9 protein-coding genes are annotated in these 13,131 nt (G+C 60.9%); 6 read left to right on the forward strand and 3 right to left on the reverse strand.

From position 1 onward, the window contains the following. Window positions 1-31: 31 nt before the first annotated feature. The 4 genes from xdhA to guaD all read left to right on the forward strand — a co-directional run bounded on the left by xdhA (window position 32) and on the right by guaD (window position 6,145). Complete coding sequence (gene xdhA / locus DNK50_RS24030) at window positions 32-1,480, forward strand: xanthine dehydrogenase small subunit (protein WP_112196443.1); 1,449 nt, start codon at window positions 32-34, stop codon at window positions 1,478-1,480. Further along, window positions 1,473-3,872: a xanthine dehydrogenase molybdopterin binding subunit gene (xdhB, locus tag DNK50_RS24035; RefSeq protein ID WP_099582687.1), complete on the forward strand. Its 2,400-nt coding sequence runs from the start codon at window positions 1,473-1,475 to the stop codon at window positions 3,870-3,872. Before xdhA ends, xdhB begins: the two co-directional genes overlap by 8 nt. Window positions 3,873-3,990: 118 nt before the next feature. Further along, window positions 3,991-4,833: a xanthine dehydrogenase accessory protein XdhC gene (gene xdhC, locus DNK50_RS24040; protein ID WP_099582688.1), complete on the forward strand. Its 843-nt coding sequence runs from the start codon at window positions 3,991-3,993 to the stop codon at window positions 4,831-4,833. A gap of 7 nt (window positions 4,834-4,840) precedes the next feature. Beyond that, window positions 4,841-6,145, forward strand: a complete 1,305-nt coding sequence (gene guaD / locus DNK50_RS24045; protein WP_112196444.1) for a guanine deaminase — start codon at window positions 4,841-4,843, stop codon at window positions 6,143-6,145. A gap of 139 nt (window positions 6,146-6,284) precedes the next feature. On the opposite strand, the gene DNK50_RS24050 is transcribed toward guaD, so the two are convergent. Then, a complete protein-coding gene (locus DNK50_RS24050) occupies window positions 6,285-7,049 on the reverse strand; it encodes a GntR family transcriptional regulator (protein ID WP_017134778.1) in 765 nt (254 codons plus the stop codon). A 226-nt stretch (window positions 7,050-7,275) separates the two neighbouring features. Between DNK50_RS24050 and DNK50_RS24055 the strand changes: the two genes are divergently transcribed. Then, a complete protein-coding gene (locus DNK50_RS24055) occupies window positions 7,276-8,466 on the forward strand; it encodes a benzoate/H(+) symporter BenE family transporter (protein ID WP_099582690.1) in 1,191 nt (396 codons plus the stop codon). Between the two features lie 37 nt (window positions 8,467-8,503). On the opposite strand, the gene DNK50_RS24060 is transcribed toward DNK50_RS24055, so the two are convergent. Then, a complete protein-coding gene (locus tag DNK50_RS24060) occupies window positions 8,504-8,848 on the reverse strand; it encodes a YggL family protein (protein ID WP_016979277.1) in 345 nt (114 codons plus the stop codon). A gap of 237 nt (window positions 8,849-9,085) precedes the next feature. On the opposite strand from DNK50_RS24060, the gene dacB reads away from it, so the two are divergent. Further along, window positions 9,086-10,546, forward strand: coding sequence for a D-alanyl-D-alanine carboxypeptidase/D-alanyl-D-alanine-endopeptidase (gene dacB / locus DNK50_RS24065; RefSeq protein ID WP_099582691.1), 1,461 nt, complete (start codon window positions 9,086-9,088; stop codon window positions 10,544-10,546). Window positions 10,547-10,598: 52 nt separating this feature from the next. Here dacB and DNK50_RS24070 read toward each other — a convergent pair whose 3' ends face one another. Beyond that, window positions 10,599-12,998 carry a diguanylate cyclase gene (locus DNK50_RS24070; RefSeq protein ID WP_112196445.1) on the reverse strand — a complete coding sequence of 800 codons (2,400 nt, stop codon included), beginning with the start codon at window positions 12,996-12,998 and terminating at the stop codon, window positions 10,599-10,601. Window positions 12,999-13,131: the final 133 nt, after the last annotated feature.

A 13,131-nucleotide genomic window follows, 5' to 3' on the forward strand; every position in this document is an offset into this window, starting at 1 on the left:
TAACAACAATAATGAGTCTGCGAGGCCTTCCGTGATCCAGTTTTTACTCAACCAGGAACTCCGTAGCGAGCACGCCTTGGACCCCAACCTGACCGTGCTCAACTATCTGCGCGAGCACGTGGGCAAATCCGGTACCAAGGAAGGCTGCGCCAGCGGCGACTGTGGTGCGTGTACCGTGGTGGTCGGCGAGTTGCATTGCGACGATCAAGGCGTCGAGCAGATTCGTTATCGCAGCCTTAACTCGTGCCTGACCTTTGTGTCGTCGCTGCACGGCAAGCAACTGATCAGCGTCGAAGACCTCAAGCACCAAGGCCAATTGCACAGCGTGCAGCAGGCCATGGTCGAGTGCCACGGTTCGCAGTGCGGCTTTTGCACCCCTGGGTTTGTGATGTCGCTGTTCGCCCTGCAAAAGAACAGCGACGCCCCCGACAGCCAAAAGGCCCACGAAGCCCTGGCCGGCAACCTGTGCCGCTGCACCGGCTACCGCCCGATTCTGGCCGCCGCCGAGCAGGCCTGCTGCAACAAACCCGTGGATCAGTTCGACAGCCGCCAGGCCGAGACCATCGCGCGCCTCAAAGCCATTGCGCCGACCCAGACCGGCGAACTCAACAGCGGCGACAAACGCTGCCTGGTGCCGCTGACCGTGGCCGACCTGGCCGACCTCTATGACGCCTACCCGCAAGCCCGCCTGCTTGCCGGCGGCACTGATCTGGCGCTGGAAGTCACCCAGTTCCATCGCACGCTGCCGGTGATGATCTATGTCGGCAACATCGAAGAAATGAAGCGCATCGAAGCCTTCGACGACCGCCTGGAAATCGGCGCCGCCACCGCTTTGTCCGACTGCTACACCGCGCTGCACCACGAATACCCGGACTTCGGCGAGTTGCTGCACCGCTTCGCGTCCCTGCAAATCCGCAACCAGGGCACTTTGGGCGGCAATATCGGCAACGCCTCGCCGATTGGCGATTCGCCGCCGCTGCTGATCGCCCTCGGCGCGCAGATCGTGCTGTGCAAAGGCGATGTGCGCCGTACCCTGGCGCTGGAGGACTACTTCATTGATTACCGCGTGACCGCACGCCAGGACAGCGAATTCATCGAGAAAATCATCGTGCCGAAGGGCCACACACTGTTCCGGGCGTACAAGGTTTCCAAGCGCCTGGACGATGATATTTCAGCCGTGTGCGCAGCCTTCAACCTTAAGCTCGATAACGGCGTGATCGGCGAAGCTCGCGTGGCCTTCGGCGGTATGGCCGCCACGCCTAAACGCGCCAAGCGCTGCGAAGCCGCATTGGTCGGCGCCACCTGGAACGCTGCCACCGTGGAGAAAGCCTGCGCCGCCCTGGCCGAGGATTTCACCCCGCTGTCGGACTTCCGCGCCAGTAAGGAATACCGCCTGCTCAGCGCACAGAACCTGCTGCGCAAATACTTCATCGAGCTGCAAACGTCGCACATCGAGACTCGGGTGACCGCTTATGTCTAACCATCACGCCGTGGAAAAAACCCAGGCCGAACTCGCCGAACTGTTCGCCCAGGACCTGACGTCCGGGGTCGGTCGCAGCGTCAAGCATGACAGCGCCGCCAAGCACGTCAGCGGCGAGGCGCAGTACATCGATGACCGCCTGGAATTCCCCAACCAATTGCACCTGTATGCGCGCATGTCCGACCGCGCCCACGCCCGGATCATCAGCATCGACACCGCGCCTTGCTACGCCTTCGAAGGCGTGCGCATCGCCATCACTCACGAAGACGTGCCGGGCCTGAAAGACATCGGCCCGCTGATGCCCGGCGACCCGCTGCTGGCCATCGACACGGTGCAGTTTGTCGGCCAAGTGGTGCTCGCCGTAGCCGCCCGGGATTTGGACACCGCACGCAAGGCCGCCATGGCCGCCGTGATCGAATACGAAGACCTGGAGCCGGTGCTGGATGTGGTCGAGGCGTACCGCAACAAACACTTCGTGCTCGACAGCCACACACACCAGCGCGGCGATTCGGCCGGCGCACTCGCCACGGCGAAAAACCGTATCCAGGGCACCCTTCACATCGGTGGCCAGGAGCACTTCTACCTGGAAACCCAGATTTCCTCGGTGATGCCCACCGAAGACGGCGGCATGATCGTCTACTGCTCCACGCAAAACCCCACCGAAGTGCAGAAGCTGGTGGCCGAAGTGCTGGATGTGTCGATGAACAAAATCGTCGTCGACATGCGCCGCATGGGCGGTGGTTTCGGCGGCAAGGAAACCCAGGCCGCGAGCCCGGCGTGCCTGTGTGCGGTGGTCGCACGCCTCACCGGCCAGCCGACCAAGATGCGCCTGCCGCGTGTGGAAGACATGCTGATGACCGGCAAGCGCCACCCCTTCTATATCGAATACGACGTGGGCTTCGACGACAGCGGCCGCCTGCATGGGATCAACCTGGAGCTGGCCGGTAACTGCGGCTGCTCGCCGGACCTGTCCAACTCGATTGTCGACCGCGCCATGTTCCACGCCGACAACTCGTATTACCTGGGCGATGCCACGGTGAACGGCCATCGCTGCAAGACCAACACCGCGTCCAACACCGCCTATCGTGGTTTCGGCGGCCCCCAAGGCATGGTCGCCATCGAAGAAGTGATGGACGCCATCGCCCGCCATCTGGCGCTGGACCCGCTGGCGGTGCGCAAGGCCAACTACTACGGCAAGACCGAGCGCAACGTCACCCACTACTACCAGACCGTCGAGCACAACATGCTCGAAGAGATGACCGCCGAACTGGAAGCCAGCAGCCAATACGCCGAGCGCCGCGAAGCGATCCGCCTGTACAACGCCCACAGCCCGATCCTGAAAAAGGGCCTGGCGCTGACCCCGGTGAAATTCGGCATCTCGTTCACCGCCAGTTTTCTTAATCAGGCCGGTGCGCTGATCCACATCTACACCGACGGCAGCATCCACCTGAACCACGGCGGCACCGAGATGGGCCAGGGCTTGAACATCAAGGTCGCGCAAGTGGTGGCCGAAGTGTTTCAGGTGGAAATCGACCGCGTACAGATCACCGCCACCAACACCGACAAGGTGCCCAACACCTCGCCGACCGCTGCCTCCAGCGGTGCGGACCTGAACGGCAAAGCCGCACAGAATGCCGCCGAAACCATCAAGCAACGGCTGGTGGAGTTTGCCGCGCGCAAATACGACGTGAGTGAGGCGGACGTGGAATTCCACAACGGCCATGTGCGCGTGCGCGACCAGATCCTGACCTTTGAGGCGTTGATTCAACAGGCGTATTTCGCCCAGGTCTCGCTGTCGAGCACTGGCTTCTACAAGACCCCGAAAATCTTCTACGACCGCAGCCAGTCACGCGGGCGGCCGTTCTATTACTTCGCATTCGGCGCGGCCTGCTGCGAAGTGATCGTCGACACCCTCACCGGCGAATACAAAATGCTGCGCACCGACATCCTGCATGACGTGGGCGCCTCGCTGAACCCGGCCATCGACATCGGCCAGGTGGAAGGCGGCTTTATCCAGGGCATGGGCTGGCTGACCATGGAAGAGTTGGTGTGGAACAACAAGGGCAAGCTGATGACCAACGGCCCGGCCAGTTACAAGATCCCGGCGGTGGCGGACATGCCGTTGGACCTACGGGTGAAGCTGGTGGAAAACCGCAAAAACCCGGAAGACACGGTGTTCCATTCCAAGGCCGTGGGTGAGCCGCCGTTCATGCTCGGGATCGCGTCTTGGTGTGCAATCAAGGATGCGGTGGCGAGCCTGGGTGACTATCGCCATCAGCCGAAGATTGATGCGCCGGCAACGCCGGAGCGGGTGCTGTGGGGGTGTGAGCAGATGCGCAAGTTGCAGGCGGTTGTGCCGGTTGAAACCGAAACCGAGATGGCTCCGCTTTAGGACCGAGGCGCTGCCATCGGAGGCAAGCCTCCTCCCACATTTTGATCTGTGAATGCCATCAAATGTGGGAGGGGGCTTGCCCCCGATGACGGCCTGACAGACACCACAAGAGGTGACTATGAACAACTGGATCAGCGCCCTCGCCGACCTGCAAAACCAGGGCGAACCCTGCGTACTGGTGACCATCATCGAAGAGCTCGGCTCCACGCCGCGCAATGCCGGTTCGAAGATGGTGATCAGCGCCGCGCAGACCTTCGACACCATTGGTGGCGGGCATCTGGAATACAAGGCGATGCAAATCGCCCGGGACATGCTCGTGCGCGGCCAGCAAAGCACCCATCTGGAGCGCTTCAGCCTCGGCGCCAGCCTGGGCCAGTGCTGCGGCGGCGTGACCGTGCTGCTGTTCGAACCCATGGGCCAGGTGCAGGCACAGATTGCGGTATTTGGCGCCGGCCACGTCGGCCGCGCACTGGTGCCACTGCTGGCGAGCCTGCCGTGCCGCGTGCGCTGGATCGATTCCCGTGATCAGGAGTTCCCGGAACATATCCCCCAGGGCGTGCGTAAAATCGTCAGCGAAGAACCGGTCGACGAAATTGCCGACTTGCCCGTGGGCAGTTACTGCATCGTCATGACCCACAATCACGCGCTGGACCTGGAACTCACCGCCGCTCTGCTCAAGCGCAACGACTTCACCTACTTCGGCCTGATCGGCTCCAAGACCAAACGCGTCAAGTTCGAACACCGCCTGCGTGACCGTGGCTTCGATGCCGCGCAGTTGCAACGCATGCGCTGCCCTATGGGCCTCACCGAGGTGAAGGGCAAATTACCGGTGGAAATCGCCATCTCCATCGCCGGCGAAATCATCGCCACCTATAACGCCAATTTCGGCCAGCACACTGCGAGCGCCGAACCGATTGCCAAACTGCTGCCGGTGTCACGCCGCAGCCAAGCCACAAATTGAGATCACCATGCCTTTGACTCGCAAAGCCTACCGCGCCGCCATCCTGCACAGCATCGCCGACCCCGCCATCGTTGGGATCGAAGCGTCCTACGAGTATTTTGAAGACGGCCTGCTGGTAATCGACAACGGCCAGATAAGCGCCGTCGGCCATGCTAGCGACCTACTGCCGACCTTGGCGGCCGATATTGAAGTCACCCATTACCAGGACGCGCTGATCACTCCCGGCCTGATCGACACCCATATCCACCTGCCGCAAACCGGCATGGTCGGCGCCTATGGCGAGCAACTGCTGGACTGGCTCAACACCTACACCTTTCCGTGTGAAAGCCAGTTCGCCGACAAGGCCCACGCCGATGAAGTCGCGGATATTTTCATCAAGGAACTGCTGCGCAACGGCACCACCACGGCGTTGGTGTTCGGCAGCGTGCATCCGCAGTCGGTGAACTCGTTCTTCGAAGCGGCCGAGAAACTCGACCTGCGCATGATTGCCGGCAAAGTGATGATGGACCGCAATGCGCCGGACTACCTGACAGACACAGCCGAATCCGGGTACCAGGAAAGCAAGGCGCTGATCGAACGCTGGCACGGCAAGGGCCGCCTGCACTACGCGGTCACCCCGCGTTTTGCACCGACCAGCACACCCGAGCAACTGGCGCTGGCTGGGCAACTGTTGGGGGAATACCCGGACCTGTACATGCAGACTCACATCAGTGAGAACAAGCAGGAAGTCGAGTGGGTGAAGGAACTGTTCCCGGAGCGCAAAGGCTATCTGGACGTGTACGACCACTACAAACTGCTGGGCGAGCGTTCGGTGTTTGCCCATGGCGTGCACCTGTGTGATGACGAATGTGCGCGGTTGGCGCAGACCGGTTCGGCTGTCGCGTTCTGCCCGACCTCGAACTTCTTCCTCGGCAGCGGTTTGTTCAACCTGCCGATGGCTGAGAAGCACAAACTGAATGTGGGCTTGGGTACGGACGTGGGCGGCGGCACCAGTTTCTCGCTGCTGCAAACCTTGAACGAAGCGTACAAGGTCATGCAGTTGCAGGGCGCTCGGTTGAGCCCGTTCAAGTCGCTGTATCTGGCGACGCTGGGTGGTGCGCGGGCGCTGCGTCTGGAGGACAAGATCGGTACGTTGCGGCCGGGTACGGATGCGGACTTTTTGGTGCTGGACTACAACGCCACGCCGCTGCTCAGCTATCGCTTGAAACAGGCGAACGACATCGCCGAGAGGTTGTTTGTGCTGATGACGCTGGGGGATGATCGGACGGTGTTGCAGACGTATGCGGCGGGCCAGCTCGTACACCAACGCTGATCTCAGCCACAACACAAAACCAAAGTGGGAGGGGGCTTGCCCCCGATTGCAGTGGGTCAGCTACACATAGGCTGACTTCATCCACCGCTATCGGGGGCAAGCCCCCTCCCACATTTTTGTCCCAAGTGAATCAGGGAAATTACAGTTTTACAGAAGAGCGCCCAGGCTTTTTAGTCTGTAGCAGGTGAGAAAACACCGCATGCAAATCATCCGACGCGCTTTCCTCATCGAGGTTGAGCTTGCTGTCGATGTGATCCATGTGGTGCATCATCAAATTCACCGCCAGTGTCGCGTCCCGCGCTTCAATCGCGTCGATCAACTGGGTGTGTTCATCGTAGGAGCAGTGCGAGCGATTGCCGCTTTCGTACTGGGCGATGATCAATGAAGTCTGGGACACCAGGCTGCGCTGGAAGCTGATCAGCGGCGCGTTCTTCGCCGCTTCGGCCAGCTTGAGGTGGAATTCGCCGGAGAGGCGGATACCCGCACCTCGATCACCACGGGAGAAACTGTCGCGCTCGTCGTTGACCATCTGGCGCAGCTCGGCCAGTTGTTCGGCGGTCGCATGCTGTACCGCCAACTCCGTGATCGCCCGCTCCACCAGGCGCCGAGCGAGGAATACCTGGCGTGCTTCCTCGACGCTTGGACTCGCCACCACCGCACCGCGATTGGGCCGCAGCAGCACCACGCCTTCATGGGCCAGGCGCGACAGGGCGCGACGAATGATGGTGCGGCTGACGCCGAAGATTTCGCCCAGTGCCTCTTCGCTCAATTTGGTGCCGGGCGCCAGGCGTTGTTCGAGGATGGCCTCGAAGATATGCGCGTAGACAATATCGTCCTGGGTTCCGCTGCGACCGGCCTTGCCGGCTCGCGGTTGTTTCTTGAGAGGTTGCAACTGTTCGTTCATGGGCACTCGGGTTTGGAGAACGGCGGCGAATTAACGGTAATACGGCAAGCGACGGTCGCTGGCAAGTATCACCTAAAAACAGGGCACATTGTACACAACCGAATGCGCCAACACACTGTACGGCTGTTTGCGCCAGCGGCTGTATTGCAATGAGTCGTTACGTTTGAGTTTAGGCTTGAATCTGCGCCTTCACCGGCAAACACCCAGGTAAAAGGAACACCTCTCCATGACCGACGCCACCCAAGCGCCTTTGCGCCCACTGGCCGACACTTCTCCCTCGGCCATTGTCGCAGGCTTTATCGCGATGATGACCGGCTACACCAGCTCATTGGTGCTGATGTTCCAGGCCGGCCAGGCTGCCGGCTTGACCACCGCACAGATTTCCTCGTGGATCTGGGCAATCTCCATCGGCATGGCGGTATGCAGCATCGGCCTGTCCCTGCGCTACCGCACCCCGATCACCATTGCCTGGTCCACACCGGGCGCGGCGCTGTTGATCACCAGCCTGGGCGGCGTGAGTTATGGCGAGGCCATCGGTGCCTACATCACCTGCGCGGTGCTGGTGACCCTCTGCGGGTTGACCGGCAGCTTTGAAAAGCTGGTCAAGCGCATTCCGGCTTCACTGGCGGCAGCCTTGCTGGCGGGGATCCTGTTCAAGATCGGCAGCGAGATTTTCGTCGCGGCGCAGCATCGCACCGGCCTGGTGCTGGGGATGTTCTTCACCTACCTGATCATCAAACGCCTTTCGCCACGGTATGCGGTGCTGGCCGCGCTGGTGATCGGCACCGCGCTCTCGGGGCTGATGGGCTTGCTGGATTTCAGCGGCTTCCACCTGGAAGTGGCGACGCCGGTCTGGACCACGCCGCACTTCTCGTTGGCGGCGACGATCAGCATCGGCATTCCGCTGTTCGTGGTAGCGATGACCTCGCAGAACATGCCCGGCGTCGCGGTACTGCGCGCCGACGGCTACAACGTGCCCGCCTCGCCACTGATCACGGCCACCGGCCTGGCCTCGCTGGTGCTGGCACCGTTCGGCTCCCACGGCATCAACCTGGCGGCGATCAGCGCCGCCATCTGCACCGGACCCCATGCCCATGAAGACCGCAATAAACGCTACACCGCAGCGGTGTGGTGCGGGGTTTTCTACGGGATTGCAGGCGTGTTCGGCGCCACATTGGCGGCATTGTTCGCAGCACTGCCCAAGGAACTGGTGCTGTCGATTGCGGCCTTGGCATTGTTTGGCTCGATCATCAATGGCTTGAGTATCGCCATGAATGAGCCGAAGGAACGGGAAGCGGCGCTGATCACCTTTATGGTCACCGCGTCAGGCTTGACGTTGTTTTCCATCGGGTCGGCGTTCTGGGGAATTGTGGCGGGGGTGTTGACGCTGCTGATTCTGAACTGGCGCAAGGCATAAAAAAACGGCGACCCTCAGGTCGCCGTTTTTTTCAGTATCACTTAGCCGCGTTGATCGGCTTTTCCGGATACCACACGTCCAGCAACGGGCTGACTTCAGCCTTGGTCAGCTCGGAACGGGTTTTCAGCCAGGCTTCGACGGCAGCGCGCTGCTCTTCGGAGACCGAACCACGCTTCTGCAGGCAAACCAGACCGAAGTCATCGCCGCCGACATAGCCCAGACCGTTGGCTTCCATGGCTTCTTTGATGAATGCTTCGAGGAAAGCGTCGATAGCTTCTTCACTCAGGCCTTCGTTGAAGTCCAGGTTCAGTTCGAAACCCAGCTCTTGAAATTCATCAACGCACAGTTTTTTGCGCAGACGCTGGGAACGGTTAGTCGCCATTGGAACAATCCTCATAAGTAATAACGGGCGGCACTTTAGCAGTTTAAGGCGGCAATTGCCCGACTCTCTGGGACAGGCGGTGCAATGCCTGCAAAAAAACGCCGATTTCCAGCTATGGTTCAGCTACAAGTGCGCCCACCTTGGGGCATAATGCCGACACTTTCATGACCAATGAGGGATTTTTCTTATTTACCCCTCGCCTTTTTCACCCTCCTCAGCAGTAGGGTTTTACTTCTTATGATCAAATCTTTGCGTTCCGTATTTTTTGCCGGTTTTATTCTGCCACTGGCGTTTTCCGTCTCCGCTGCCCCCGTCAACACCACCCTGCCACCAAATGTCCAGCAGGCACTTGCCAAAGCCAAGCTGCAAAACACCGCCCTGTCCCTGGTCATGATTCCTCTGAATGGCCCCGGCACCCCCACGGTTTTCAATGCTGACGTCTCGGTGAACCCCGCCTCGACCATGAAGCTGGTCACCACTTACGCGGCCCTGGAGATGCTCGGCCCCAACCACCAGTGGAAAACCGAGTTCTACACCGACGGCACCCTCAGTGGTGGCGTGTTGCACGGCAACCTTTACCTCAAGGGCGGCGGCGACCCCAAGCTGAACATGGAAAAACTCTGGCTGCTGATGCGTGACCTGCGCGCCAATGGCGTGCAGCAAGTCACCGGCGACCTGGTGCTAGACCGCAGTTTCTTCAACCAACCGCAATTGCCTGAATTCAATGACGACGGTAACGACGAGAACAAACCGTTCCTGGTCAAGCCGGATGCGCTGCTGGTCAACCTCAAGGCGCTGCGCTTTGTGACGCGCAACGACTCGGGCCGCGTGATTGTGTCGGTCGAGCCCCCCATTGCCAGCATCCGCATCGACAACCAGGTCAAAGTCTCCAACGCCAAGCAGTGCACCGGCGACGTGCGCTACAACCCCGTCACTGCCGCCGATGGCAGCATGACAGTGACCGTCAGCGGACAGTTGGCCGAAGGCTGCAGCTCGCAGACGTACCTGTCGCTGCTCGACCATGCCACCTACACCGCCGGCGCCGTGCGGGCAATCTGGCAGGAACTGGGCGGCAGCATCCAGGGCCGTGATATCCAGGCGCCCGTGCCCAAGGATGCCAAGGTGCTGGCCCGTGCATTCTCGCCGGACCTGGCGGAAATCATCCGCGACATCAACAAGTACAGTAACAACACCATGGCCCAGCAGCTGTTCTTGAGCCTGGGCGCCCAGTTTCGCAACGATGCCGACGGCGATGATGCCAAGGCCGCGCAGCGCGTAGTGCGCCAATGGCTGGCGAAAAAAGGCATCACTGCGCCACATCTGGTGATGGAGAACGGCTCCGGCCTGTCCCGTGCCGAACGGGTCAGCGCCCGCGAGATGGCGGCGATGCTGCAAGCAGCCTGGAAAAGCCCCTACGCTGCGGAGTACATCAGTTCGATGCCGATTGCCGGCACCGACGGCACCATGCGCAAACGCCTGAAGACCACGGCCATGCGCGGCGAAGCCCACGTCAAGACCGGCACCCTGAACACCGTGCGCGCCATTGCCGGGTTCAGCCGCGACAACAACGGCAATACCTGGGCGGTGGTGGCGATTCTCAACGATCCGAAGCCATGGGGCGCCTCGTCGGTGCTGGATCAGGTGCTGCTGGACCTGTATCGCCAGCCTAAACTGGCAGCGGCTGCGCCTGTGCTCTAAATAACGACATCGATCCAAGGTGGGAGCTGGCTTGCCTGAAAGACCCTGTTAATCAAGCCCGAAGCCGCTCCGCCTCCACCCGATCCCTGCCCGCCTGCTTGGCCACATACACAGCCGAGTCGGCGCGCAGCAACAACCCGTCAATACCCTCGTCGATCCGCCAACTGGCCACGCCAAAGCTCGCGGTGACGATGCCCACCGTTTCCATCGGCTCGTTGCGCAGTGACTGCCACAACTCCATCGCCAAGCTATACGCCTGCTCCCCATCCGTGTGGGGGCACAGCACCATGAACTCCTCACCACCCAGCCGGCAGAACACATCGGTGCGGCGCAAGCGTTCGCTGATGCGTTTGCACAATTCCTGTAACACCGCGTCGCCGACCGCGTGCCCATGCTTGTCGTTGATGCGCTTGAAGTGGTCAATATCGAGCATGATCACCGACAACGCCCCATTGGTCCGGTTGAGTCGCGCCATTTCGGCCCTGAGGCGGTCCTGGAAGTAGCGGCGGTTGTGGATCCCGGTCAGTGAGTCAGTGATGGACAGCGCACGCAACTCCTCTTCAACCCGCTTCAAATCGGAAATGTCCGACACATAGCCATGCCACAGCGTACCGCCACCCGGTAATTCTTCCGGGGTGGCCTCGCCGCGAATCCAGCGCAACCCGCGCTGCGGCAACAGCACCCGGTATTCTTCACGCCAATGGCTCAACTGCAATGCCGACAGGCGAATCGAGGCGCGCACCCGCTCCAGGTCCAGGGGGTGGATACGCTCGAAGACCTTCTTCGCGTCCTGCTGCAACACCCCGGTTTCGATTTCATAAATGTCGCGCATGCCATCACTGGCATAGATAAACCGCCAGTTTTCGTGGGGCTCAAGGGTGAACTGGAAGATCCCGCCCGGCACATGGGCGCTGAGTTTCTTGAGCAGGCGGTCGCGGGCCGCCAACGCTTCGTAAGCCCGTTTCTGCTCGGTAATGTCCAGGTAGATCGCCAGGTGCCCGATCCACAAACCGTGATCATCCAGCAGCACAGTGGCCAGCATGGTAACGGTCAACTGGCTGCGGTCCTCGCGCACCAAGGTCCATTCGCGGGCTTCGTGCAGGTTGTCGGGGCTCTCCACCAGCATCGCCTGGCTGGCCGGGATTCGCTTGCCCAGGGCCACGCTCAGGCTGGCAGCACGGGCTTCCAGTTCCGGCGCCAGGTGCAGGCTTTCCAGGGTCAATTTGCCCACCACCTGCTGGGCGCATAACCCGAGCATCTGCTCGGCACCGGCGTTGAAGGTATTGATAACACCGCGCAAGTCGGTGGCAATGATTGCCACCTGGGTCGCAGCATTCAGCACGCTGCGCAATTGACCGTGGGCACCGCGCAACTCCTGCTCACGCAGACGCAACTGCACGGTGCGCTGCTCCACCAGTTTCACGGCGCGCTGACGCTGACTGACCAGCACATAGAGCAAAGCGCCGAGCAACAGGCTGAGCAAGCCGCCCATGGTCAGGATGGTGGTCAGGGAGGAATGGTTGGACTGGTCGAACACCTGGCTCGGACGCAGGGTCAGGGCATATACATGGTCACCCAGGGTAAGACGTCGCGCACCGAGCAGATCGCTGCTTCCCACGGTATTGCTGGTCTCATAGAGCACGCGTTTGTCCAGGTCGGATGTGTCGACGATCTGCATCACCAGGTTGTCCCGTTCTGGCTTGGGCAAACCATCGGCCACTAACTGGCGCATGCTGATCACCGCCATCACGTAGCCAAAGGGCTCGTTCTGGGACTGATCGGAAGTGGGCAGGTGGCTGACCGGCGCCACCAGCAACACCCCAGTGGCGTAGGCAGGCTCGACGCCGACCAGTTGCATGGGCTGGGACACCGCCAGCTTGCCGCTCTTTTGTGCACGTTCAAGGGCTGAACGCCGCAGCGGTTGAGCCAGCAGATCAAAACCCAGGGGTGAGCCCAGCAGGCTTTGGGTCTGACTGTAGAGCACCGGCACGTATTCATCGCGTTCGCGCGTCGGAACCAGCTCACCGGCAGTATTTAATTCACGGATGACAAAAGACACGCCGCGCTGCTGGGACACCGCGTGTTCAAACTGGCTGCGCTGATCGCGAAACACCCGCGGCGCCCAGGAATAGGCACGGGTGCGCAACAGTAAAGGCTGGGCGAAACCATCGAATTCTTCGCGAGACACTTCGTCGGAATTGACGAAAAACCGCCGAATGCTGTTGAGGCGCTGCTCCTGATCGTCGAAGCGTTCCTGCAGACGGGTATAGCGCTCGTTGACCAGCAACTGAAAACGCTGGCGCACCTGTTGTTGATAGAGGTCGGAGGCCGCCCAGGCGACTATGAGCGTCAGCGCACCGCCGGCCAGAAACACCACCAATGCCACCAGCCAAGCCGACGCCTGCTCACTGATAAAACCTAGGATTTTCGGGCGAACGGCTTGCATCGGCATAAGCAACACTCACAACGCCAGCGTGCGGGGGTGTCACTTTGGCTAGGCCTTAAGTTATAGCCATCGGCCCAGGGTTTGACCAGCGCAAAAAAGCCGCAAGACCGGAATAAACCAGGCTTGCGGCTTTAGGTTG

The sequence above is a fragment of the Pseudomonas sp. LG1E9 genome (assembly GCF_003290225.1).
In the GTDB taxonomy this organism is placed as follows: domain Bacteria; phylum Pseudomonadota; class Gammaproteobacteria; order Pseudomonadales; family Pseudomonadaceae; genus Aquipseudomonas; species Aquipseudomonas cyclaminis.